Below are 24,315 nucleotides of genomic sequence, written 5' to 3'. Positions count from 1 at the left end.
CGCGATGAACGCGACGACGAAGCAGGCGGTCGCAGCAAGCAGGGTGGGGATCATCAACACGCCAAACCAGCCCACATACAGGCGGTTCTCGGTGCTGGTCACCCACTGGCAAAACTGCTCCCACAGGGAGGCAGATTGTTGTCTCTGTAAAGTCGTGGTCATGATGAAATAAGTGCAGTTAGGTTTGCTTGATGCTTGTCCATGAAGGACAGGCAAGTTATGTATGTACTTACATTAACTGAAATGTTTCAGTTTGTAAACAACTTAGGGTAGATAACTCCCCCGCAAGGTCTGGTAATTGCGACACTCCCGACCTATGCCGTTTGGGGTATGGCCTCAGCCTTGCTCTGGCTGACGCATCCAGGCTTGTTTAGCTCTAGCGATCTGCTGGGGCGCAGGGATGGACTGAAACAGGCTAAGGGCTTTGTAAAGATGATCTTCAGCTTCGGCGGGCTGCGTAGACAGGCAGTCTAGGGTGAGGGCGTATTGCAGGTGGGCCGCAGCGAGATCGCAGTGGGCACCGACTTCGTCCAGCAGGGCGATCGCACCCCGACAATCCTCTACAGCCTCGGCCAAATCCCTCCGCTGCCCCTTCAACCGCCCCCGCCCCGCCAGAGCATTGGCCTTAATTTGCAGGTAGTGGCCTGCCTCTGCTGCCTGGATGGCTTCGCTGAAAAGAGATTCAGCCGTATCTAAATCTCCTAAATTTAAATAGGTGTGGCCCAAAAGCTGCACAAAGAAGGCGTGACGCCCGCTTTTGCCTTTGCCTCGCGTTTGGTCAATAACAGCGTCAGCTAGGGTTTTCGCAGCTTCTTGATCGCCTTGGTATGACCGCACCAGAGCTAGACAGGTGGTAGCTTTGTCGGCCCAGGGTTGGTGGCGAGTGCCCGTGGCGGTAGCGATCACCTGACTAAACCAGCTCGCAGCCGCATCGAGATTCCATAGGTCAAGGTGGTAAAGGCCGAGGCTGAGCTGGGAGTCGACCACCAGCATGGTGAGGTAGTACCAGCGGTGGGTGGCGGGGGCAGGGGCTTCGGCTTGTAGGCAGGCCTGGGCGATCGCGATCGCATTCTGCTGACAGGCGATCGCCCTCTCCAACCGCCCCTGTATCCAATACAGATCGCCCAAGATATTCGACAGCTCGCTGGCGTCGGCATTCTCAGTGGGAATGTGGTCGATGATGGCGGTGATCGCATCGGTGACCGGCTGCACCAGGCCCATGCGATATAGGGCGCTGCCCAGGGGCAGAAACTGCTGCCACTGGTTGTCGCGGCTGTGCAAAATCACCCGCGCCGCTGCGCCATAGTCGCCAATCGCAACGTAGTGGTAGTAGGCTTCTAGCGCCTGGACTGCATCTTCTAGGGTGCAGATACGTTGAATGCTGTCACTCCAGCGGCGGGCAGCCGCACGATGGGCCGATTCCCACTCAGTAGCGGTTTGAGAAGCGGCGCTGAGCTGGGCTAAGGCCCCAGCCCGCACCACGGGGTGCAGCCAGTAGCGCCCCTGACGGCACTCCAGCAGCGAACGGTTGCGCAGGGAAGTGACGATCGCCTGATGGCGCTGAGTTGGGATGTCAGCCATCAAGCACTGCACAGATTCCCAGGGAATCGTCGGCACGTCTTGGTAGCGGTAGACGCCCAGACGGCAGAACAGGCGGTGGGCGTCTGGGTCGAGATCGCGCAGTCGGACGATCTGGCTTTCTACCAAATTCTTGAGATCTACGGGGCCAAGTAAATCTTGGCTGTGGGCCTGCCAGTAGAGGGCGAGGCTGCCGTCAAAGTCGGCCTGCACGACCCCAGCGAGAATTTCCATGGCCTTGGCGTTGCCGCCGTAGGCGCTGTGCATCGCGGCTAGCACCTCCCCATTGTCAGGAATGCCTCGGTGGGCGAAGTAGGTAGCCCAAGCGGCCAGGGCCAAACCTGGCAGACGGTAGTGGGTGATGGGAATGCCGGGTTCGCAAAGGCGATCGCGGCTCGTCATCAGGGTCAGCGTCTGCCCGCGACTGTCAGCTAAAACCCTGAGCAGTTCGCTGTAGCGGCGATGAGGGCCGATGAACTGGCCCTGGGCATCTAGCGCGGGTTCTAGGTTGTCGATTAATACGGCGACCTTTTGCTGGCGCAGGTGTCGGCGCAGGCGATCGAGCGTCACCCCAAACTCGCGACCTGGTTCGACGCCAAAGTCTTGGCGCAGCCATTCTTCCACCACCCACTCTACTGGGGTGATGTCGGCGGGGTCTTTGGCCATCAGCAGCTCCAGCGTGAGATCTACGGGCTGTTGCGCCAAAAAGTGCTGGGCCAGGGTGGTTTTGCCGAGGCCGCCTTCCCCCTGGATGAGGAGAGTGCGATCGCCCTGGGCAACCAGAGCGGTGAGGTGGGCGATCGCCTCCTGACGCCCCACAAAATTAGGATTGGTCGGATGCGAAGCAGAGATCTCCGCAGGGCTGCTCAGCGTCATCTGCCCCGGTTCGGCCACAGATAAAGAGGATGGCTGTTCCCATAAAGCCGCAGCGTTAGGGTTAGCGCCCCTGGTGGATACCTCAATGCCCATCTTACGCAGCGATCGCTTCAGGGCCGACTTCAGGGTAGATTTCGTCACTTTCTCGCCGGTCACTTTTGACAGCAGCCGCCACATTTGGTAGGCCACGTCTTTGATGTGACCCTCGGTATAGCCAGCGGTGTTGGCAATATCGAGATACTTTTGGCCCTGCCACACCTGGCGCAAGATGGTGCGCTGCAAATCGTTCAGATGCCGTCCGGTGACGGTGAAGACAAGCCGATCTGCCAGTTCTACCGCATCTGAAGCCATCGCTGCTGGTATCCTCCACGGCCACAACTCTAGCCGAGATTGAAGTTTCTTTCATCTCCGGTGGACGGTTTCCGCCTTTTTCCGCCTCTGGAATAGTGGCCCTCAGCGCAATGACCGACCCTAGCCGACCGACGGCAACAGTCCCCAAAGCTACGGTGAACTTACCCAACCATAACCCATGCAAAGGGTATCAAATATGACCGCCACACTTTTCTCCTCTGCAACGGTATTTGAGAATGATTTGGCTGGGCCTTGGCAGTCTGCCCTTGGCCCCAAGCTAGCGCACCAGCGGATTACAGCCCTAACCCGACGGTATGTGACCGTTGAGCATCTGGGCGATCGCCTCACCGACCTGCCTCACCAGTTCCAAACTCCCCAGCCGCGCCGATGGAATCTGGTAAATTGGGCCGATATTTCCTCTGAACAGGTCAGCGGTATTGCCCTCGACACCTTCTGCGCCATTCTGCTGGGCACCATCAACACCGAAGCCCCAATTCGCGGCTACACCCAGGCCAGCCGCCAATACCTAGAGCATTTCTATCCGCAAATGGCGGAGTTTGTCGGCGGCACCGTGGATGCCGCCGGACAGGTGATCCGGCTGGGGCTCTGGGAACGAGAAGAGAAGCGTCACACCCCTGTTTTGACAATGCTCTACCACCGGCTGGCTGGGGCCGTTCCCCAGCCCGTTCCTCACCGGGCGAGGCCCTACGCCCGCAGCAGCAACCCCCGTGCCGATCTCTACCGCCACGGGTTGCACCGCATCGCTACCGAATACGGCGCTGCCTGCCTCTACCTGTGGATGATGGCCTATACCACCGGCCCCCTCCAAGCCGCACTGGGGGAACTACTCATCGACGAAATCAACCACATGACCAAGTTCTGGGGCTTTGGCCGCTGGGCCTACCCCAACACCGGCCTGGGAATGATTGCGGGTACCCTAACCCACGCGATGGTGAAAAAGTGGCGGCAGCCCAACCTTCAGGGCAGCCTAATTCATACCCTGCGGCGCATGACGGCTGAACTGGCCTGGGAGCGATGGAGCCTCAGCCACCGGCTGACCTTTCTCTATACCTTTGACCAGGTCATGCGAGTGCTGTGGACGTGGGATCGATCCCTAACTCGGCCCTATCTGGAGGAGTTGTTTGGCCAACAGGCCAACCATGGTTAGAGAGAGTTGACGGCTGGAAAAACCCGATTCAGCCCGAACTCAGGCAAAAGCAAACGGCGAGAGTCAATGACCGTTTACCTGGACGATCGCCGTTGATTGTTTGAGCCAATACCAGCTAGCGACCTATTTATAAGGAGTATTTGAGATGACCCAGGTAATCGATTTCACCACCCTGCCAGCAGATCTCTATGTCGAAGCCCTGCCTCAGCATGTAGCAGTGATTATGGATGGCAACGGTCGCTGGGCCACCCAGCGGGGCATGCCGCGTATTGCAGGCCACCGCCAGGGGGCTAAAACCGTAAAAGACCTGCTGCGCTGCTGCAAAGACTGGGGCATTGGGGCGCTGACGGTCTACGCCTTTTCGACCGAGAACTGGCGGCGACCGATGGAAGAGGTGAGCTTTTTAATGCGGCTGTTTGACCGGCTGCTGCGCCGCGAACTGGCCGAAATGCAGCGAGAGGGAGTGCGCATCCATTTTCTAGGTGATTTGTCGCCGCTGCCGGAGCGGCTGCGAGAACTGATGGCAGAGGCGATGGCATTAACCCGCCAGAACCAGCGGGTGCAGTTCAACGTGGCGGTGAACTACGGCGGGCGGCAAGAGCTGGTGATGGCCACGCGCCACATTGCCCAGCAGGTCGCCTGCGGCGCTCTATCCCTAGAGCAGGTCGATGAGGAGACTCTATCCCGCGCCCTGCTCACCTATCCTATGGCCGACCCAGACTTGCTGATTCGCACCAGCGGCGAACAGCGGCTGAGCAACTTTTTACCCTGGCAGCTGGCCTATACCGAGCTGTACTTTACCGACCTGCTGTGGCCCGAGTTCGATCGCGCCGCCTTTCACCAGGCCCTGCACTGGTACCAAAGCCGCCAGCGCCGTTTTGGGGGATTAGCTACACCGCCCATTGCCCAAGGGTTTTAACGGAGGCATGCTTGCAAACTACACCGCAAGACGCAGGGGTTGAGCCGTTTGTTGCGCAATAAAAAAGTGAGCCAAATCTGGCTACAGATTTTGGCTCACCCAAGGGAGACTTACTTAGAAAAAATTGTCAGTCAGCGCGGTTTGCGCGCAAGCCCTACGCTGCCTCTGCGAGGGTGGGGTAGTCGATATAACCCTCTTCCCCACCGCCGTAGAAGGTGTCGGGGTTGGGCTCGTTGAGGGGAGCATTCTTCGCAAAGCGCTCGGGCAGGTCGGGGTTAGCGATAAACAGCTTGCCGTAGGACACTAGGTCGGCATCGCCGCTGGCGATCGCAGCGTTCCCCGCCGCCTGGTCGTAGTCCCAGTTCACCATCAGCAGGCCGTCGTAGAGCGGGCGGAACTCCTTGGTGGGGATGGGAATACCGCCGTAGCGCAGGTCGGCTTCGCTGGGTTCGAGCAGGTGCAGATAGGCCAGATTGAACGGGTTGAGCGCCTGAATAGCGTAGCCAAAGGTGGCCCTGGGGTCAGAGTCGGTCATGTCGTTGAAGGTGGCACTGGGAGAGAGACGCACGCCGACGCGATCGCTTCCCCAAACCCCGACCACAGCTTCAGTGACCTCTAACAGCAGGCGAGCGCGATTTTCGACCGGGCCGCCGTAGGCATCGGTGCGGTGGTTGCTGCCGTCGCGCAAAAACTGGTCGAGCAGATAGCCGTTGGCCCCGTGCACCTCCACGCCGTCGAAGCCCGCTGCTAAGGCATTCTGGGCGGCCTGACGATACTGATCGACAATGCCCGAAATTTCATCCAGTTCAAGCGCCCGCGGCGTGACAAAGCGCTGCATGCCCTCGTAGGTCATGGCGTCGCCCTTCGGCTGAATGGCGCTAGGAGCCACGGGTGTTGCCCCATCGGGCTGTAGAGACGGGTGCGAAATGCGCCCCACGTGCCACAGCTGCAAGAAGATCCGACCGCCATGGGCATGGACTGCCTGAGTAATTTTTTGCCATCCGGCGATCTGCTCGGCACTGTGGATGCCGGGGGTGGCAGGGTAGCCCATCCCCTGGGGAGAAATCTGGCTGGCTTCAGTGATAATTAGACCCGCAGAGGCTCGCTGCTCGTAATAAGTCACATTCAGCGACTGGGGCACGTTGCCCTCCCCGGCGCGGTTGCGGGTGAGGGGAGCCATCACAATCCGGTTGGGCAGTTCGTAAGCGCCCAGTTGAATGGGCGTAAAGAGGTTCTTTTCAGTAGACATAAGAGCTTCCTTCGGGAGGGTTAGAACAGGGGCTTTTTGCAAAACGATATCGGTCACATAGGGGCAAATGGCCTGCGCCCTGGCGGACAATCGAGACCCGAGACAACATAAACATACATAAGGGCATAAAACGGCACAGATTCTCCAGAGGAAAATGGCATTTGCCCCCTAGAAAATCAAGGCCGGAGACGATCTAAATAACGGCATGGGCTTGTAGGGGCAAGCGGCTGGTTACCCCTACAAGCGGCTGTAACTGGTTAGCTCAGAAACGGCTCAACGGCTTTGGAAAGGGTGGCCTTAGACACCGCCCCAACCATCTGCTCCATTTTTTCGCCATTCATAAACACCATGAGCGTGGGAATGCTGCGAATGCCATAGTGGGAGGCAATGCCCGGCTGCTCGTCGGTGTTGACCTTGACTACTTTGAGCTGCCCCTCATACTGCTGGGCCACCTCATCGACAACACCCGCCACCATGCGACAAGGGCCACACCAGGGAGCCCAAAAGTCGACGAGAACCGGCACATTGCTTTTCAGCACTTCGGCTTGAAACGTATCTTGAGTAATGCTGACAACTGCAGACATTGGAATACCTCCGCCAACTGGGCGAATTTCAATTATTCGAAAAACTCGAACAATCAAACTATAGCGTCTCCCGTGGCATAATGCAACTATGCGACCTATTCACCATCCCAGCTGCCAAGACATCGCTCTCGAAGGAGTTTTGTATGCCCTCGGCGATCCTGTACGCCTCGAAATTGTGCAGAGACTTGCCAGCAACGATGAGCTGTCCTGCTCTGATTTAGATTTGGGAGTGGCAAAGTCAACCCTCTCCCACCACTTCAAGATTTTGCGCGAGGCCGGGGTGCTGCACTGCCGCAAGCAGGGCACCCAGCACATGAACTCCCTCCGCCGCGACGATTTAGAGGCGGCGTTTCCCGGCCTGCTCGACAGCATTCTGAAGGCCGCTGATGCCAAAGCCGAAAGCTAGGTAATTTGGGGTTAAAGAGACCATCCTCAGGTAGGGGCACAAGGCCTGCGCCCTTGAGGGGAAAGCGAAAAATCCGAGGGTTTTCGAGACCAGAATTCTCATAAGTCGCCTCTCTAAGGCACCCCACTCCAGTGTCTACCTAAAGTGGATTAGACTCCAGAACACTGCTCTGCAGGGACTCTATCTCAGGCCCGCGATCTGGATCGCGAACGGCATCGGCAATTTTTTTAATAAAACTGGCGGTGGGTACGGCGAGCAGCAGCCCCAGGAAACCGGCAAACTTTGCTCCGATCAACAGCGCCAGAATGATAATCGCAGGGTTTAGCCCGGTGATGCCCCCCATCAGGCGCGGGGCCACCAAGTTGTCGTTAATTTGGCCCAGCACGATCGCGACGCCCAGCACCTTGAGACCCAGCCAAATATCTTGAAACGCCAGCAGCGTGCTTACCCCCAGCACTGCCACCGTACCACCAAAGGGAATGACGCTGACTAAACCAATCACCAGGCCAAACAGCAGACCAAAGGGCACATTGAGCGCGATCAGGGCGGTTGACTGGGCCACCGCCAAAATCAGCGCCAGGGTGGCCTGTCCCGAAAAATAGCCCTGAAAGCTGGGCTTTAGAGAGCTGCGAATCTGCGATCGCCAGAGGGTTGGCAGCCAGCTCAGCAGACCTTCCCACAGCGGGTCGCCGTTGATCACCAGCAGAATGGCCAAGACAACGGTGATCAGCAGGTTGAGAGCGCTGTCGAGGGTGCTGAGGGTAACGCTAATCGCCTGGGTGGTGGTGGCCTGGAGCGCGCTCGTCAGCTGATTGGCGGCTTCCACCGTGAGCTGATCGAGGTTGATGGGCAGGTTTTGAAAGACGGTTCGATCTTCTAGCAGCAGCAGCTGGGTTTTGGCGCGATCGATCCAGCCCGGCAGTCGTTCGGCAAAGTCGTTGAGCTGCTGCCACACCTGTGGCCCCAAAAAGATCACTAACACCGTGGTAACCACCACGGCCAACAGCACCACCAGCGCCACCGCCAGGCTTCTGGCCAGGCCTCGATTCTCTAGCCAGTCGATGGGGTAGTCGAGCAGGAAGGCGATCAGCGTGGCGGTGATGACAATGCTGGTGGCGGGCTGAAAAATTCCTGCCAGCCGATACAGCAGCCAACCGTTGAGGCAGATGAGGGGCAGAGCTAGCCCTGCGATCGCCCATTTGGGCAGCTGAGAAAAAGAGATCATAGGTGCCGTTCTAACGCTGAAATATCTAGCTCGGCCAAGGGGACGAAAAAGTCCCTCAGGCGCTGCGCTATTTTAGCCACCCCGCCTGACACATTTGACTCGATGTTGAGCGGTAGCACCGGATCGTGCAGCGACAGCCGCAGCAAAAACCAGCCGTTCTCGTCTAGAGATTGGCAGGCCACGCGCACCCCCTCGTAGTTTTTGGGTGCGATCGCCCAGTCGGGCTGAGTATCCACAAACTCTCGCAGCTGCTCAATCACCCCAGTGCCGTAGGTTTTAAAGTCAGGGGTTTTGATCTTGAGGCGAAATTCTTCGCTTTCCTGGGGTTCTTGCAGGGGAGCGATTAGGTCGGTGAGGCGATTCCCGCACAGGCGGGCCTTGGCCAGTTCCACCAATAGCTGACTGACCAAGTAAGCTCCATCGTCTAGGAAGTAATTCTCTTTCATGGCCCCGTGGCCCGAGGTTTCGATCGCCAGCCAGGCGGGCTGCCCCAACCCATTTAGCCGTATCGCCTCATTGATCACATTCCTGTAGCCCCGCTGAAACCGATGGTGCACACCCCCCAGATCGCCCTCGATGAACTGGGTCAGCCCATCGGAGGTAATGGAGTCGGTGACGATGGTGGTGCCGGGGTGTTGGTGCAGCACGATCGCCGCAATCAGCGCGATCAGCCGGTTGCGGTTGAGTTCGCGCCCCTGGTGGTCAACCGCTGCCCCGCGATCGACATCGGTGTCGAAGATGATGCCAAAGTCGGCCCCCTGGGCCACCACCGCCCGGCAAATCGAGGCCATTGCCGCCGCGTCTTCTGGGTTGGGCACATGGTTGGGGAAGGTGCCGTCGGGGTCGAGGAACTGGCTGCCGCTGGTGTCTGCCCCCAGGGGTTCGAGCACCTGGCTGGCATAAAACCCGCCCGCCCCGTTGCCCGCATCGACGATAATCTTGAGCCTGTGCAGCGGCTGGTCAAAATTGTCGGGATGGTTTACCGACTGGCGAATTTGCTGCACAAGGCCCGCCGAGTAGGCGGCGATCAGATCGCGGCTCTCCACTGGGCCGGGCGTAGCCGCCGTTGGGAAATTCCCCCGCTCTGCCAGTGCCAAAATGCGAGTAATGTCTCCCTTGCCGAGGCCGCCCTGGCGGGTGAAAAATTTGAGGCCGTTGCGGTTGAAGGGCAGGTGGCTAGCGGTCATCATGATTGCGCCGTGGCAGGCAAACTCGGGCAGCACGGTGCTCATAAACATGGCCGGGGTCGAGGCCATACCCACATCCATCACCCGACAGCCCAGGGAGGTCATGCCTGCGATCGCCGCCTGCATCAAGGTGGGGCCAGAGAGGCGACTGTCGCGCCCCACGGCGATCGCCAATTCTGCCGCTGGGACGCTCAACGCTGAAGAGAGCCAGGTGGCAAAGGCTTTACCCAGAGTATTGACCACCTCGGGGGTGAGGTTGACCGATTCACCGGAGACGCCCTCTAAGGCGACACCGCGAATGTCGGAGCCGTTTTGGAGAGTGGCCCAGTTAATGGATGTTGTGGATGGGGGCATGGGGCGATCGCTCCTGCTGTCATTCCCTTCACCATAGAAGCAGCCCCAGCTTTCTGCCGATTTCTTCAGCTTTTTTGCACCCCAAGCCGGGCCGCGATCGCACGCTATGGGGTCAAGCGCCACAGTTATAGCAAGTCCAGCTCGGGATCTATAGAGTTCCCCCAGGCAGAACTCCCCTTCTGGCCTGGGATGAGGTCTATCTCCCTGCGACCGATGACCAATTCGTATATCCTTAAAGGCACTTGGGCCACAGCAGCGCCTAAAAAGCTTCACCGCCAGGTCAATGTCAGAGCTATACACTCAAATCTTTCGTCTATCGGGGCAGCATCCCTCGCTGTTTTGGCTGGCGTTATTGGGGGCGATCGCGGCCCTGGCCTATTTTTCGGGCAACGTGCTCTCTCGCCTGGTCAACTGGCTGCTGCGCCGCTTGACCAAGGGCCGAGCCGATAAATTTTACCGCCTGGTGGTTCAGCCCCAGGAGTCGCTATTGCAGGGGGTTCTAGTACTGACCCTGCTCGACCTGGTGGCCTACCTGATTTTGAACCGAGATTTGCAGGTGCGGTGGTATCCCTACCTGGAGATTCCACTCACCCTGGGGTTTACCCTGGTTTTGGGCTGGTTTTTGGCCGGTAGCTTCAGGGCTTACTTCAACACCTACCTGCTCGATGCCGCCCTACAGGAAGGGCGCAAGAGCAACAGCGAAATTTTGGTGCTGGCCCGGTTCTTTGCCAACGCCGGCATTCTGCTGATCTTGGTGGTGGCCTTTGCCGAAACCCACAGTCTGAATATCTTTGGGCTGATCGCCAGCCTGGGGGTAGGCGGCATTGCCGTCGCCTTTGCCGCCCAAAAGGTGCTAGAGCAGCTGCTCGGCGGCCTGGTGATCTATGTTGACCATCCCTTTGGGGTGGACGACTACATTGGCCTGCCCGACGGCACCTTTGGCCGGGTCGAGGCCATCGGGCTCAGGTCGACCAAAATTCGGGTGGCGGGCAAGGGGTCGCTAGCGATCGTGCCCAACAACGTGATCATTCAATCCACCGTCGAAAATTTCTCTGGGGCCAAGAAGGTGATGGCCATTACCTACCTCAACCTGTACCGGGCCGTCAGCCCCGAAGAACAGGCCCTGATTCGTCAGGTCATTCTAGAAAGCACCCAGGAGCTGTCGGGCATCGACCCCCGCAGTACCGACATCGCCTTTCGCGACCTAGATGGCGGACGGCTGGCCCAGGCCCAGATCACCTTCTTCATTTTGGGGTCGGGCGATAGCTCCATGGAGATTCGTCGCCAGCTGCTCAAGGTCGCCAGCCAGCAGCTCACCCAGCGACTCAAGCAGTACGGCATCGCCTTTGACATTGAAGAGCCCACGGTCTATGTCGATGCCCCCATTACCGTGTAGGGTGCTGGGGGCCGCTGCTGTATTGCCGCTGTTTCGCTAGATTGTTGACAACCCGCCTTTCTAACATTGTTTGTAACCCTCCGCGACCTGCTCAATACCGTTGATATTCAGCTTTTAGCACTGCCGCCATTGGCGGTGTTTTTGGTCGCGCTGCTGCTGGCCCTGCTGGTTGGTCGCTATACTCCAGGGCTGTTGGGGCTAATCATTCAGCGGTTCTCGCCCCAGCAGGGGGCCACCGTCTACAACAACCTGGTCTTGCCCATCAAAGGCACGGTAAAAACCGCCGGCACCCTGCTGCTGGTGTCGCTGTCGATGGTGTGGCTGCAAGCGGCCTCAGCGGGGCTGTACGGATTTTTTCGCCCCCTGGTTGATTTAGCCACCATTGCCAGCGTGGCCTGGTTGGCCTCTCGCCTGTTTCGACAGTTTGTTCGGGTATACGGCATCAAAATGGTGCGCCGCCTGGGCCGCGAGGTAGACGAACTGCTGCTGGTGTTTGAAACCCTGGCCAATGTGATTATCGGCTTTATTGCCGTGCTGGCGTTTGCCCAAAGCCAGCGGTTTAACCTGGTGGGCCTGATTGCCAGCCTGGGCATTAGCGGTATTGCCCTCGGCCTAGCCGCCCAAAAGATTTTGGAACAGCTGCTCAGTACCCTAGTGCTCTATCTCGATCGCCCCTTTGTGCCGGGCGAGTACATTCGCCAGGGCGATCGCCAGCTGTGCCGGGTCGAGTCGATTGGGCTGCGATCGACCAAGCTGCGCACCGCCGCCAAAAGCACGCTGATCATTGTGCCTAACTCAAAGCTGGTCAATGAAGAAATTGAAAACGTCAGCCGGGCCAAGAAGGTGATGGTAATGCTGTATATGGACTTTGCCCGCCCCCTGCGCGAAGAAGATGCGGCGCTGGTGAAGCAGGTAGTGACCCGCAGCACCGAATCGCTGTTTGGCATTGACCCCGGCAGCACCAGTATCAGCTTTCCGGCAGCGACCGAACCGGCAAAAAACGGGGGCTTTGCCGCCAGTCGAGCGCGGGTGACGTTTTTTATCTTGGGCTCTAGCGAAAACTCGATTGAGCTACGCAAGCGCCTGCTAGAGCTGGCTAACGACAACATCGCCAGCGAGCTGCAAGCCTACGGCATTGAGTTCGCTCTGCAAGATCCGACGGTGTATGTTGAGTCGCCAGTTACGCTATAGCTTTGTATCGTCATCTATATCAATTACCATCGTCATTGCTTTCAACCATGCTACAAACTCTCCCCGGTCGTCAGAGTTTAGAACTTTTATGGCGGATATTTTCCGCTAGCCCCTTGCGGGGAGACTGCTCAGTCGTGGACTTCTTCAGGCGGCAGTGTAAATGACTATGAGCATCAAACCTGGCAGCAAGTATTATCCACTGTTTGAACACCTGCAAAACTGCAACCAAGCCGCTATAACGCTCACCTTTTTAGAAATTGAAGCCTTGATGGGTAGATCTCTGCCCGCCTCAGCACGAGCCAAAAAGAACTGGTGGAGCAATCGCGATAGTGCCAGTGCCCTACAGGCGATCGCCTGGGTCAGCGCAGGCTATCAAGTGCACTCAGTCGATCTGACTCAGCAGTGGGTCACCTTTCAGACCTTTCAAGCCACCTACAACGTCCAACGCAAAGATGGCGAAATCCAGTGGAACGGGGATGCTATTAAAGCGCTGAGAGCTTACAAGGGCCTGAACCAGGAGCAGTTTGCCAATGAGTTAGGCGTGCGCCGAGAAACCGTGAGCGAATGGGAAAACAGTAAGTACGAGCCCGATCGCTCTAAGCGTAAGCTGCTAGCCATGATTGCCAAGCAGGCCAACTTCGGCAATCTGGAGACAGATGCATGAACCTCTATTGACTTTTTGTGTGGCTAGACCACATAATGCTGAAAGTCGATCAGGCGTACTCATAACGTGCGATGCCCTGTCAGCGTAAGGCCATGAGCCATTGCTCTAAGGGGCTCTGGCTAGTGGTGCTCGGCCTTTCGCAAGGCCGAGCCAGCAACTCTCAACACCAGCAATTAGATCTTTGAAACTATGTTTAACCACCCTCCTGGGGAAGGTAACCTTCCCGCCACGTTCACGCTGCCTACCTATCAGCCCGATCGCCTCACCCACATTCTTGTCGGCGACTATGCCGCTGTAATCGAGGCCATTAACCGTATGGAGGTGCTGCGCTATTGTGCCAGAGTTGCATGGATCGACCCAGTGCCCACCGGGCGCAGCGGCGAGTACATCAGCGTCATGACCCGCCGCCTCACCTCCTTTGAAGAGTGATCTGGAGATCGCCATGAATCAGCGTGGGGTGGAGATGCGGCTGACCTAAAATTAGCAGGCAGTAACCACCCTGCGCCGTCACTCGCGACTAGCAAAGTTGCAGCGACCAAGGGACAGATCAAACAGATGAAACCCATATTCTTGCGATAGGGCCTCAAATACCTGAAGCCCCCGCACGCTGTTGCCGCGACCGTCGAGGGGCGGCGAAAACACGGCAATACCAGCCTGGTTCGGCACAACAGCGAGAATTCCGCCCGAAACGCCGCTCTTGGCCGGAATTCCGACCCGAAATGCCCACTCCCCAGCAAAGTTATACATACCGCAGGTGTACATGACGCTGAGAATGTCGCGCACATGCTCGGCCCCCACCGCCCGCTGCCCGGTGATAGGGTTAACACCCTGGTTAGCCAGGGTGGCGGCCATCACCGCTAGATCGTGGGCCGTAACCAGTACCGCGCACTGCTGAAAGTACAGATCGAGCGCTTCTTCAATGGGCTGGTCGATCATGCCGAAGTTGAGCATCAGATGGGCCATAGCCCGATTGCGGTGGCCCGTGGAGCGCTCCGACATAAACGTAGACGCATCGACAAATACCTCATTACCCACGTAGCGCTGGAACATGGCCAGCAGTCGGTTGAGTCGTTCGGCGGGGTCTGCGCCAGCGATTAGAGCGGTGGTAGCGATCGCCCCCGCATTCACCATCGGATTGTCCGGACGTTTAGAATCCTCATCTAGCCGGATGAGGGAATTAAACGGATCGCCCGTGGGCTCTACCCCCACTTTTTTGAGCAATTTCTCGCGGCCATAGTTTTCGAGGGCCATGGCGTAGACAAATACTTTTGAAATCGACTGGATGGTGAATTTCTGCGCCACATCCCCCACCTCGTAGGCGCGGCCATCTAAGGTGACCATGCTAATGCCAAACCAGTCGGGGTTGGCCCGCGCTAGCTCAGGAATGTAGGTAGCCACTTTACCACCAGAAACTCCCCTCAGCTCTTGGTAAAGCTGCTCTAAAAACGCTTGAACCTGGGACATGCACTCACCCACTCACCTACTTCTGCTCGGGGTGCTGGGCTTCGGGGCGGTGGTTGCCCAAGTCATTGAGCCGCCAGATAAACTGGTGCAGCTTGCCAAAATCACGGTTGTTAAAGTGCATAATCAACCGGGGCAGGTCAATGGTTTCATCCCTATGCTCTTCGGGTAGGGCGGCTGACTTTTCAATTTTCCCCTTGGCGAGAATGTCGCCAAATTCTTGGTTGAGCAGATCTATAGCGCCATCGGGCAGGTCGCTCTTGAGTCGAATGATCAGGCGATCGCTCGTATAGCGACAAGAGTGGTACACCCGATAAAAGCTGCTGATGGCGTGACAAGCGTCATCAACATTGTCAGTAATGGTATACAAACTGGGGTCATCGGGGCTAATTAGCCCTCGGCTCAGCAGGTGGTTGCGAATGTAGCCATCCCACCCTTGCCAGTAGTCGCCGCCGGGATGATCGACCAGCACAATGGGCATAGGGTCGGCCTTACCCGTTTGAATCAGCGTCAGCGATTCAAAGGCTTCGTCCTGGGTACCAAACCCCCCCGGAAACAGCACCAGGGCATCGCTCTCTCGCAGAAAAAACAGCTTGCGGGTGAAGAAGTACTTGAAGTTGATCAGCTTAGGATCGCCCTCCATGACCGGGTTAGCGCCCTGCTCGAAGGGCAGCTGAATATTTAACCCAAAGGATTGCTCTGGGCCAGCCCCAGCGTTGCCCGCTTCCATAATGCCGCCCCCGGCTCCGGTCATGACCATAAAGCCCAGTTCGGTCACCTGCTTGGCAAATTTCTCAGCTAGCTGGTAGTCAGGACTAACCGCCCCAGTCCGGGCTGAGCCAAAGATCGTAATCTTGCGGGTGTGCCGGTAGGGGTAAAACACCTGAAACCCCTGCTCCATATCGAGCAGGGCATGGTTCAAAATTTTCCAGTCGAGTCGGTCTGCTTCCCGCCCCATCATTCGCAAAATAGTTTCTAGCACCTGGCGAATGAGCTTGCCATGTTCGAGGTGGGGCAATTGCTCAAACACCATGGCCAAATCGGCCTGAACGCTAGAGGGTAAATCTGAGGGGAGCGCAACCATACGCCGTTGGGTCCATAGAGGCAGCATCCTATTCTAGCGACAATTCTGACCCCTGCCCTGCAAAGACCCTCTGGCGAGAGACTTACCAGTGCTAAAGGGCGACGCAAGGTCGAATCAGCCGATAGCTAAACCGATGAAAAACTGCCTGTCCTAGCACTTGGGGCAGCGGTTTGAGGCGATCGCCTACTCCAACCGCTAGGACAACCTGACGCTGACAAGGGCTAGGCTAGAGCAGGGCAAGCCTAGAGATACTTTTCGAGGGTGTTGGCCAGGGTGGTTTTGGGTACGGCACCCACAACCATGTCAACACGCTGCCCCTCTTTGAAAATCATGAGGGTGGGGATGCTGCGAATACCGTACTGGCTGGCTACGCTAGGATTCTCGTCGGTATTGACCTTAACGACCTTGATTTGGCCATCGTACTGCTCAGCAATTTCTTCGACTACCGGAGCCACCATACGGCAGGGGCCACACCAAGGGGCCCAAAAGTCGACCAGTACGGGGACGGTGCTTTCGAGAACTTCTTGCTTAAACGTAGAATCTGTTACCTGAGCGGCTGCCATGCCTTGCGTTCCTTGCCGTTGTTAACCACACGCAATCTTATCATAGCCAACCCCCGGCTTCTTGGGCGAGTGGTCAATATCTATGGATTGAACTGGGGATTGAACTGGGGATTGAACTGGCGCTAACTCACCTAAATCAGCCGTATTTTGGCGTTTTTAGGGCTAAGATGCCTAGATAAGAAACCGCCCAGACCAATGGCCTGGGCGGGGTGTGGTGTGAGGAGTGAACTCAAACATAAATGTTTGAGCGCAAATATATTCTACTGTGGACAATTGGAAATCTGCCACCGCCCGATGACATTCTCAACAAAATTGTGGTAGCCACAAATTGTTTTCGCCCCCGGGAACCTACGCAGAGGCCTAGAGTCGGCTACTTGGAAATTGAGGCCACAGAATGAGGCTCCCGAGCGTTGGGGTGAGGGGCTCACTTTCAGCGTTGCCAACCACGGGGGACTAGGGAGTTGCCTGGCCTGAAGCATGTCGTAGCACCTGAGAGATTGGCTAGAGATTAGAACAGAAAGTATCGCTGGGCCATGGGCAGCACGTCCGCTGGTTCGCAGGTTAGCAGTTCGCCGTCGGCCCGCACTTCATAGGTTTCGACATTGACCTCCATCTGGGGTTGGTAGGCATTGAGCTTCATGTCGGCTTTGCTGAGGCTGCGGCAGTTGGCTACAGCAGCGGTGGCTTTAGTCAGCCCAATGTGAGCCGGAATGCCCAAATCCATGGCGGCTTTGGAGATAAAGCTGAGGGAGGTGGCGGCGATCGCCCCCCCAAAACTGCCAAACATGGGCCGCATGTGTACCGGCTGCGGCGTGGGAATGCTGGCGTTGGCATCGCCCATCTGCGCCCAGGCGATTAGACCACCCTTGATCACAATCTCGGGCTTCACCCCAAAGAAGGCGGGCCGCCACAGGCAGATATCGGCCAGCTTACCCGCCTCGATGGAACCCACATGGTCAGCAATGCCGTGGGTGATGGCGGGGTTAATGGTGTATTTGGCCACGTAGCGCTTGGCCCGGTGGTTGTCGTTGCGATCGCTATCCTCCGCCAGTGGGCCCCGCTGCACCTTCATCTTGTGGGCGGTCTGCCAGGTGCGAATCACCACTTCCCCCACCCGGCCCATGGCCTGGGAGTCAGAGGCAATCATGCTAAAGGCTCCGAGGTCGTGGAGAATGTCTTCGGCGGCGATGGTCTCGCGGCGAATGCGCGACTCGGCAAAGGCAATATCTTCGGGAATGCTGGGGCTGAGGTGGTGGCACACCATCAGCATGTCGAGGTGCTCGTCGAGGGTGTTGCGGGTGTAGGGGCGGGTAGGGTTGGTCGATGACGGCAGCACATTGGCCTCGCCGCACACCTTGATAATGTCGGGGGCGTGGCCACCGCCAGCCCCCTCGGTGTGGTAGGTGTGAATCACCCGATTTTTGAAGGCGGCGATGGTGTCTTCTACAAAACCCGCTTCGTTGAGGGTGTCGGAGTGGATCGCCACCTGCACGTCGTACTCGTCGGCCACCCCTAAACAGGTGTCGATGGTGGCGGGGGTGGTGCCCCAGTCTTCGTGGAGCTTGAGGCCCATGGCCCCCGCTTTCACCTGTTCCACCAAGCCTTCTGGCTGGGCGCTGTTGCCTTTGCCCAAAAAGCCCAGGTTCATGGGGAAGGCGTCGGCGGCTTGCAGCATGCGCCAGATATTCCAAGCACCGGGGGTGCAGGTGGTAGCGTTGGTGCCGGTGGCGGGGCCGGTGCCGCCACCGATCATGGTGGTGATGCCGGAGGCGATCGCTGTGTCGATCTGCTGCGGGCAAATAAAGTGAATGTGGCTGTCGATGCCCCCGGCGGTGACAATCATGCCCTCCCCAGCCACGACCTCGGTGCCGGGGCCAATGATGATATCGACGTTGTCTTGAATGTAGGGGTTGCCCGCCTTGCCAATCTTGAAAATTTTGCCGTCTTTGATGCCGATGTCGGCCTTGACAATGCCCCACCAGTCCAAAATCAGGGCGTTGGTGATCACCATATCCACCGCTCCCGCATCGCGCCCGATCGGCGATTGCCCCATACCGTCGCGGATGACTTTGCCGCCGCCAAATTTCACTTCGTCCCCGTAGGTGGTGAAGTCTTGCTCAACCTCAATAACTAACTCCGTGTCGGCTAAGCGAATGCGATCGCCTACCGTCGGGCCAAAGGTTTCGGCATAGGCACGGCGGTCCATGCGATAGCTCATGGGGACTCCTCAGAGATGGGGCAAATCTAGCTAGAACCACTCTAGAATGCGGGATCTCCCCCATTTGGTCAATTGGGCTACCGGAGGCGATCGCACCTGTGAGACTGTCATGCTGTGCCTGACCGAGAGGGCTCCTGTGTATACACAAATGTGTCTCGGCTGAATTGCCCTCGCTAATCCCCCCACCCCCCTTAAAAAGGGAGGGCATTGGATCCTCTTTCTGGGAAAACTGCCCCCTTTCCTCAAGGGGGGCTCTATTGAGGAATCCTAACAGGTTGAATTTGGGGGGATCATAGCGAGCGTTTGGCTCAAGCAGAAATACATATATACGGGAGCCCGACCGGTCGGGATTCCCTTAAGCCATAATTAATATCAGTTTTGATGCAGACTAGCTAGGCCAACTCACCTCCCCTTAATTTCCATGGTGACCTTAAACGCCTCCACCCAAAGCCTCTTAGCCCAACTCCACGCGCACCTCAAAACCCTCTACGGCCAGCGGCTTTATCAGGTCATGCTGTTTGGCTCTCATGCCCGTGGCGAGGCCAGGCTAGACTCTGATGTCGATGTGTTGGTTGTCCTTACCGGTGCCGTTAACCCTGGCCAAGAAATTTCCAACATTAGCGAGTTCCTAGCCAATCTCTCTTTAGAGTACGACAAGGTTATCGGCTGCCTGTTTATGGATGAGACCCGTTACACCACCCGCCAAGGGCCACTGCTACGAAACATTCGGCGTGAAGGCATTGCCCTATGACCGAAGACCAAGAAGAGTTATTGCTCAAAGCTCAACAGAGTCTGGCTGCCGCTCAACTATTGCTGGGTAACGATTACACCGATTTTGCCGCTTCGCGGGCATACTATGCGATGTTCTATGCTGCAGAAGCTTTGCTTGAGGGAGATGGGCTTTCTTTTTCTAGTCACAGCGGTGTCATTTCTGCCTTTGGCAGAGAGTTTGCCCGTACGAAAAGAGTTCCAGCCAAATTTCACCGCTATCTGATTGAGGCACAAAACCTCAGAAATACTGGTGACTACGGGCAATTTAATGCAGTCGATCAAGTGCAAGCATCCAATATAGTTGAGCAATCAGAAGAATTCTTAGCCATGGTTCAGTCATTGATTGATTAACAGGTTCGTTGGTCGCCTAGGGCTGCATGACCACCGAGCGATCGCCGCAGAGTAACCTTTCCCGATGGCCTAGAAGCAAAACCCCCAGCTTCTCAACAAGAAACTGGGGGTTTTTGGCTAATGCGTCTGGAAGGAAATAACCCTAGCTGGCCAGATATTCGCGAATATCAGACTGGCGCTTACGCAACTTAGTCAGAGCCTCGCGCTCAATCTGGCGCACCCGCTCGCGGCTGATCGATAGCAGATCGCCAATTTTTGCCAAGGTCATCGTTTTGCCATCAGATAATCCAAAGCGGAGAGACAGCACCTCCCGCTGTTGGGGAGTCAGGTCACCCATCAGCCGCTCTAGGTCTTGGCGCAGAGAGACCTGGGTGGCAAAGTCTTCAGGCGAAGGGCCGTCATCTTCGAGCAGTTCGCCCAGTTCGGTATCCTGGTTATCGCCCACTTTGAGGTCTAGGGAGAGAGGTTGGCGAGACTTTTCGAGGTAATCGCGCACCTGTTTAGCGGTCAGATCGCATTCGATCGCTAGCTCAGCCACCGTGGCCGCCCGACCGTAACGCTGGGACAGCGTGCGCTGGGCTTTTTTGAGCTTGTTGAGCTTTTCGGTAATGTGAATGGGCAGGCGAATGGTACGGCTTTTCTCAGCGATGGCGCGAGTGATGGCCTGGCGAATCCACCAGTAGGCGTAGGTGGAGAATCGGTAGCCCTTGGTGGGGTCAAACTTTTCCACCCCGCGCTGCATGCCGATGGTGCCTTCTTGGATCAAATCGAGCAGGTCAACGTTACGCTTAATGTACTTCTTGGCCACCGACACCACGAGGCGCAGGTTGGCTTCCACCATTTTGCGCTTGGCCAGACTGCCATCGCGCACAATGGCCTCAAGCTCAGCTACGGGTACGCCCACGGCCTCAGCCCACTGTTCTAGGGCTAGGCCATAACCTGCGGTCTCTTCTAAAGCCTTCCGCTTGGCCTCTAGGGCCGACAGCTTCTGCACCTGCTTGCCCAACACAATCTCTTCTTCGTGGGTGAGCAAGGGCACCTTACCAATTTCTTTCAGGTAAGTGCGAACCAGGTCAGTGGAATTTTGCACAGTTCTCATAGATCGGCACGGTGGGGAGAGAGCGACGGGGAACGAATAGGGCAGAATGCCCATTAAAAACTGCTGCTGGCCAGCAGCCAAGGCTAAGACGTTCAAACGCCCACAGCCTGAGAATCGATCTAGCGACGAGCCCGAACCGGCACGGGAATCGGCTCAGCCTCTAAGGCCGCTTGCTCAGCTTGACGCTTGAGAATCAAACCGGCAGCTACTGCGGCAATACCAGCTTCTAAAAGGGATCCAAAGATGTCCATAGGTAAAAGGTTGTTAATTGGATATGTAAACAACTGTAACATTTATGAAGGGAAGCGTGAATGGCTATTAATACTCAGCACATTGCGATCGCGCAGGCCTGTATCCCTTAGATTAAAGCGATTGACAGGGGCATATTGCATTCCAGAAGACATATTTTTGGGGTAGCCACGGAAGAAATTCTTAAAATTCAAAAAATAATGTTAATAAAACTCTGAGAAGCTACTCATAGCGTTGAGGAGTGTAAAGCTGGTTCTAAGCGGAGAGCGAAAGCCGCGATCCCTGGGGGGTCTTGGTCACGTCGATGCGGGTTTGAAAGGCCGCCCGAAAGTGGGGAATGTGGGTAACGGTGAGAATGCAGGCAAAGTCGGCTGCGATCGCGTTGATTGCGGCAATCAGGCGATCGCACCCCTGCTGATCCTGGGTGCCAAAGCCCTCGTCAATAATCAGCAGCTGTAGCGCCAATCCCGATCGCTGGGCCAGCAGCCGGGCCAGGGCCAGCCGTAGGGCAAAGTTGACCCGAAACGCCTCCCCGCCCGAGTAGGTTTCGTAGGGGCGGGTGCCTCGGGCGTCGGCAATCAAAATATCCAGCGTGTCGATGATCCCTTGGCCGCGCTTAGTGGCCCGCTGGGTAACAAACTGCACGTGGAGCTGGTGAGCGCTCAGGCGACCCAGCAGATTGTTGGTTTCGGCCTCAAGCTGGGGCAGCAGGTTTTCGATCATCAGCGCCTGAATGCCGTTATGGCCAAAGGCCAACGCCAGCTCTTGGTAGACCCGCTGGCGCTGGCGTACGGTGGCCAGTTCTTGCTGCTTTTGGGCGAGCCCCTGGTGCAGATCGTCGAGGTGCTGGCGGGCCTGACCGAGGGCACCCAGCTGGGCCAGTAAGGTATCGCGCTGGTGCTGACGGGCGGCGATCGCCTCTTCCAACTGTTCTAGAGCCTCGGCATCGTAGGCTGAGTCCTGGTGCTGGGCCTCTAAGACGGCGATCGCGGTGCTCAACTGCTCTAGCTCCCGCCGCTGCTGCTGCTCTTGGGCCTGAAGGCTCTCGATTTGGGCCTGGCGCTGGGGCTGCTGCTGCCGGGCCGCCTCTAGCTCGCGGTGGCGCTGCCGCCAGCTTTGGGCTGTCTGGAGGGACTGGCGAATCTGCTGGTGATGGTCGATGCGGTAGTTGAGCTGCTCAAGGGCGGTCTGGGCTGCCGCCAGCGCCTGTTTCTGGGGGCCATTGTGCAGCAGAGCTAGGTCAGCCTCAAGGGTAGCTCGCTCAGCCTCAAGCTGCTGCTGCCGCCGATCGAGCTGCTGTCGCCGCCGCCGGGCCTGGGCCAGCTCGTGGTGCTTGATCTCAGCCCAGCGCAGCCGATCGACCTGGCCGCGCACCAGGGCATGGTCGCGATCGTCGTAGGCCAGCTGGGCTAGGGTGTCGTTAATCTGGTGCAGCTCGGTGCGCAGGTCGAGGGCGTACTGGTTTTCAGTGAGCGACTGCTCTAGGCGCTGCTGCTCGGCCTCTAGAGCTTGAAGCCGCTCGTGGACGGTGGCCTGGGAGGCCATTTGAGCGGTGAGCTGGCCCTGCTTTTGCAGCACCGGGGCGTAGGCCTCTAGCTCGGCTTCGACCGCCCGATACTCCTGCCGCAGCACCTGAATCTCGCGCTCTGAGGTGGCCAACTGCTCGCGAATCACCCAAATCTCTTCTTGTAGCTCTTGCTGCTGCTGGCGATGGCGGCCTTCAACTAGTTTGCGGTGGTGGGTTTTGAGGGCGCGATCGCACAGCGGGCAGACGGCCTCTGGCTGAGCCAGCATGCCTAACTTTTGGCCAATCTGAGCAATCTGGGTTTCGCAGGCGCGCTGGTTAGACTGGAGCACCTCCATAAAGCTGCGCCGCTCTAGCCCCTTCTCGCGCACCTGCTCCTGGTAGGCCCGGCGCTGTTCTAAATAGGTCAGGGTATTTGACACCTCCTGGGCGGTGGCCACCAGCTGGGGCGGATTTCCCTGATCTTGCTGGAGCTGCTGGGCGGCGGCGGTGAGTTCTTCCAGCCGGGTCTGGAGACGGGTTTGGGCCTGCTGTAACCCGGCCTCTAGCTGTCGGCGGCGCTGCTGTAGCGGTTCGGCCTGAAGCTGAAGCGCATCCAGGTGTTTGAGGCGAGCTTTGGCGGTGAGAAACTGCTGGCGGGCCGCGTCAACGGCTTCGCTTTGTAACAAAGCTGAATCTAAATCGGCGATCTGGGCCTGCAAGGCCGCCAGCTGGAGCTGGGTTTGACTCAGGCGCGTGCGGTCTTGGGCCGACTGGGCTTGCCACTCAGCCTCTAGGCTCTGGCGCTGGGCCTCTAGCGCCTGGTAGCGTTGAAAGTGCTGGTTGAGCTGGGCATCCTCCGCCTCTAGGGCCGCCAGTTCCGCCAGGCCAGTCTCAATCTCAGCGGCCTGGGCCAAACGCTGATCCTGCTGGTGCTGTTCCCGGGTTAGCGCCGCCAGGGAGGTTTCGGTTTGGTGTAGAAGGGCCATCAGGTGCTGCTGCTGCTGCCGCTGCATCTGAAGCTGCTGCTCACAGGCGGAGTGGCTTTGCTCCAGGGTGCGAAGCTGCTGCTGCTGCTGGCGATCGCGCTCCTGGGCCTGATCGATATCGTGCAGTTCTTGCTGAAGCTGGGCCTGGCGCTGTAGGGTCGGTTCGTAGTCGGCCAGGGCGGCAGTGAGTTCGTCGAGCTGGGTTTGACGCAGGGTGGCCTCAGCCTTGGCCTGGCGAGCCTGCTCTTTGGCCCCCTCGGCCAGGTGGTCGTACTGGTGCAGCTTGAGCAGGTCGGCCAGAATTTGCTTGCGATCGCCGGGCCGCTTCAGCATAAAGTCGTCGGCCCCGCCCTGGCGCAGGTAGGCCGAGTTGATGAAGGTGTCGTAATCGAGCCGCAGATGGCGACAGATCAAAAGCTGAGTGGCCCGCACCCCGCGCTGGGTCAACACTCGCCAGCCCTCCTCGGTGTGCACCTGAAACTCTAGACTGGTACCCTGGCTGCGGTGGCGGCTGCGCATCACCCGGTAGGTGTGCTCCCCCTGGTGAAACTGAAAAGTCACCTGGGCCTCCATCTCGCCCTGGTGGATGATGTCATCATCGGCGGCGACGCGGCTCTGGCCCCACAGCGCCCAGGCGATCGCCTCCAGCAGCGACGATTTACCCGCGCCGTTGGGGCCAGCCACGCAAACCACGTGCAGCCCACTGAAGTCGAGGCTGGCATCGCGGTAGCTAAGAAAATTCTTGAGGGCAATGTGCTTGGGAGTCATGGGTACATTAGCACCACTATCCCCAGCCTACAGTACAGCAGAACTTAAAGTACACCTGTATTTTCAAAAGCCGCCAAGTTTTCAAACAGAAGTGGCTGACACGAATGCTC

At 57.8% G+C, this 24,315-nt stretch carries 21 protein-coding genes and 1 pseudogene; 9 read left to right on the top strand and 13 right to left on the bottom strand.

Features of this window, described 5'->3' with window-relative positions; all coding sequences use genetic code 11:
* Together VB780_RS03095 and VB780_RS03090 are read right to left on the bottom strand one after the other, a co-directional pair.
* Nucleotides 1-162 (bottom strand): annotated as a pseudogene (locus tag VB780_RS03095) (photosystem II q(b) protein); the annotation flags it as partial.
* A gap of 174 nt (nucleotides 163-336) precedes the next feature.
* On the bottom strand, nucleotides 337-2,805 hold the full coding sequence (locus VB780_RS03090; RefSeq protein WP_323349670.1) for an NB-ARC domain-containing protein: 2,469 nt from the start codon (nucleotides 2,803-2,805) through the stop codon (nucleotides 337-339).
* Nucleotides 2,806-3,001: 196 nt separating this feature from the next.
* Here VB780_RS03090 and VB780_RS03085 point away from each other — a divergent pair, with 196 nt between their 5' ends.
* Nucleotides 3,002-3,973 (top strand): ferritin-like domain-containing protein, encoded by a 972-nt coding sequence (locus VB780_RS03085; RefSeq protein WP_323349669.1) that lies wholly within the window; start codon nucleotides 3,002-3,004, stop codon nucleotides 3,971-3,973.
* A gap of 145 nt (nucleotides 3,974-4,118) precedes the next feature.
* Entirely contained in the window at nucleotides 4,119-4,892 is a 774-nt protein-coding gene (locus tag VB780_RS03080) for an isoprenyl transferase (RefSeq protein ID WP_323349668.1), read from the top strand.
* A 154-nt stretch (nucleotides 4,893-5,046) separates the two neighbouring features.
* Here VB780_RS03080 and VB780_RS03075 read toward each other — a convergent pair whose 3' ends face one another.
* Nucleotides 5,047-6,141: an alkene reductase gene (locus VB780_RS03075; RefSeq protein WP_323349667.1), complete on the bottom strand. Its 1,095-nt coding sequence runs from the start codon at nucleotides 6,139-6,141 to the stop codon at nucleotides 5,047-5,049.
* A gap of 257 nt (nucleotides 6,142-6,398) precedes the next feature.
* Nucleotides 6,399-6,725, bottom strand: coding sequence for a thioredoxin (gene trxA, locus VB780_RS03070; RefSeq protein ID WP_323349666.1), 327 nt, complete (start codon nucleotides 6,723-6,725; stop codon nucleotides 6,399-6,401).
* An 88-nt stretch (nucleotides 6,726-6,813) separates the two neighbouring features.
* Here trxA (VB780_RS03070) and VB780_RS03065 point away from each other — a divergent pair, with 88 nt between their 5' ends.
* Nucleotides 6,814-7,131: a metalloregulator ArsR/SmtB family transcription factor gene (locus VB780_RS03065; protein WP_323349665.1), complete on the top strand. Its 318-nt coding sequence runs from the start codon at nucleotides 6,814-6,816 to the stop codon at nucleotides 7,129-7,131.
* A gap of 139 nt (nucleotides 7,132-7,270) precedes the next feature.
* Here VB780_RS03065 and VB780_RS03060 read toward each other — a convergent pair whose 3' ends face one another.
* A complete protein-coding gene (locus VB780_RS03060) occupies nucleotides 7,271-8,356 on the bottom strand; it encodes an AI-2E family transporter (RefSeq protein WP_323349664.1) in 1,086 nt (361 codons plus the stop codon).
* The gene (locus VB780_RS03055) at nucleotides 8,353-9,897 is read right to left on the bottom strand and encodes a phosphomannomutase/phosphoglucomutase (RefSeq protein WP_323349663.1); all 1,545 of its coding nucleotides are present in this window, start codon (nucleotides 9,895-9,897) and stop codon (nucleotides 8,353-8,355) included. The genes VB780_RS03060 and VB780_RS03055 overlap by 4 nt, the downstream gene beginning before the upstream one ends.
* A gap of 283 nt (nucleotides 9,898-10,180) precedes the next feature.
* On the opposite strand from VB780_RS03055, the gene VB780_RS03050 reads away from it, so the two are divergent.
* The 4 genes from VB780_RS03050 to VB780_RS03035 all read left to right on the top strand — a co-directional run bounded on the left by VB780_RS03050 (nucleotide 10,181) and on the right by VB780_RS03035 (nucleotide 13,577).
* Nucleotides 10,181-11,293, top strand: a complete 1,113-nt coding sequence (locus VB780_RS03050; RefSeq protein WP_323349662.1) for a mechanosensitive ion channel family protein — start codon at nucleotides 10,181-10,183, stop codon at nucleotides 11,291-11,293.
* Nucleotides 11,294-11,359: 66 nt separating this feature from the next.
* On the top strand, nucleotides 11,360-12,484 hold the full coding sequence (locus VB780_RS03045; protein ID WP_323349661.1) for a mechanosensitive ion channel family protein: 1,125 nt from the start codon (nucleotides 11,360-11,362) through the stop codon (nucleotides 12,482-12,484).
* Nucleotides 12,485-12,650: 166 nt separating this feature from the next.
* Nucleotides 12,651-13,148, top strand: coding sequence for a helix-turn-helix transcriptional regulator (locus VB780_RS03040; RefSeq protein ID WP_323349660.1), 498 nt, complete (start codon nucleotides 12,651-12,653; stop codon nucleotides 13,146-13,148).
* Nucleotides 13,149-13,337: 189 nt separating this feature from the next.
* On the top strand, nucleotides 13,338-13,577 hold the full coding sequence (locus tag VB780_RS03035) for a hypothetical protein (RefSeq protein WP_323349659.1): 240 nt from the start codon (nucleotides 13,338-13,340) through the stop codon (nucleotides 13,575-13,577).
* A 78-nt stretch (nucleotides 13,578-13,655) separates the two neighbouring features.
* On the opposite strand, the gene glsA is transcribed toward VB780_RS03035, so the two are convergent.
* The 4 genes from glsA to ureC all read right to left on the bottom strand — a co-directional run bounded on the left by glsA (nucleotide 13,656) and on the right by ureC (nucleotide 18,474).
* A complete protein-coding gene (glsA, locus tag VB780_RS03030; RefSeq protein WP_323349658.1) occupies nucleotides 13,656-14,612 on the bottom strand; it encodes a glutaminase A in 957 nt (318 codons plus the stop codon).
* A 16-nt stretch (nucleotides 14,613-14,628) separates the two neighbouring features.
* Entirely contained in the window at nucleotides 14,629-15,693 is a 1,065-nt protein-coding gene (locus tag VB780_RS03025) for an LOG family protein (protein WP_323349657.1), read from the bottom strand.
* A gap of 242 nt (nucleotides 15,694-15,935) precedes the next feature.
* Nucleotides 15,936-16,256, bottom strand: a complete 321-nt coding sequence (trxA, locus tag VB780_RS03020) for a thioredoxin (RefSeq protein WP_035985715.1) — start codon at nucleotides 16,254-16,256, stop codon at nucleotides 15,936-15,938.
* A gap of 508 nt (nucleotides 16,257-16,764) precedes the next feature.
* Nucleotides 16,765-18,474, bottom strand: a complete 1,710-nt coding sequence (gene ureC / locus VB780_RS03015) for an urease subunit alpha (protein ID WP_323349655.1) — start codon at nucleotides 18,472-18,474, stop codon at nucleotides 16,765-16,767.
* 421 nt (nucleotides 18,475-18,895) lie between these two features.
* Between ureC and VB780_RS03010 the strand changes: the two genes are divergently transcribed.
* Both VB780_RS03010 and VB780_RS03005 read left to right on the top strand, forming a co-directional pair.
* Entirely contained in the window at nucleotides 18,896-19,225 is a 330-nt protein-coding gene (locus VB780_RS03010) for a nucleotidyltransferase domain-containing protein (RefSeq protein WP_323349654.1), read from the top strand.
* Entirely contained in the window at nucleotides 19,222-19,596 is a 375-nt protein-coding gene (locus VB780_RS03005; protein ID WP_323349653.1) for a HEPN domain-containing protein, read from the top strand. Before VB780_RS03010 ends, VB780_RS03005 begins: the two co-directional genes overlap by 4 nt.
* A gap of 142 nt (nucleotides 19,597-19,738) precedes the next feature.
* Here VB780_RS03005 and VB780_RS03000 read toward each other — a convergent pair whose 3' ends face one another.
* The 3 genes from VB780_RS03000 to VB780_RS02990 all read right to left on the bottom strand — a co-directional run bounded on the left by VB780_RS03000 (nucleotide 19,739) and on the right by VB780_RS02990 (nucleotide 24,205).
* On the bottom strand, nucleotides 19,739-20,695 hold the full coding sequence (locus VB780_RS03000; RefSeq protein WP_323349652.1) for an RNA polymerase sigma factor, RpoD/SigA family: 957 nt from the start codon (nucleotides 20,693-20,695) through the stop codon (nucleotides 19,739-19,741).
* Nucleotides 20,696-20,814: 119 nt separating this feature from the next.
* Nucleotides 20,815-20,946 carry a hypothetical protein gene (locus tag VB780_RS02995; protein ID WP_323349651.1) on the bottom strand — a complete coding sequence of 44 codons (132 nt, stop codon included), beginning with the start codon at nucleotides 20,944-20,946 and terminating at the stop codon, nucleotides 20,815-20,817.
* Between the two features lie 253 nt (nucleotides 20,947-21,199).
* Nucleotides 21,200-24,205 carry an SMC family ATPase gene (locus VB780_RS02990; protein WP_323349650.1) on the bottom strand — a complete coding sequence of 1,002 codons (3,006 nt, stop codon included), beginning with the start codon at nucleotides 24,203-24,205 and terminating at the stop codon, nucleotides 21,200-21,202.
* Nucleotides 24,206-24,315 lie beyond the last annotated feature (110 nt).

The organism is Leptolyngbya sp. CCNP1308, assembly GCF_034932455.1.
Classification (GTDB): Bacteria; Cyanobacteriota; Cyanobacteriia; order Phormidesmidales; family Phormidesmidaceae; genus Nodosilinea.
This window is presented reverse-complemented; position numbering and strand designations above follow the sequence as displayed.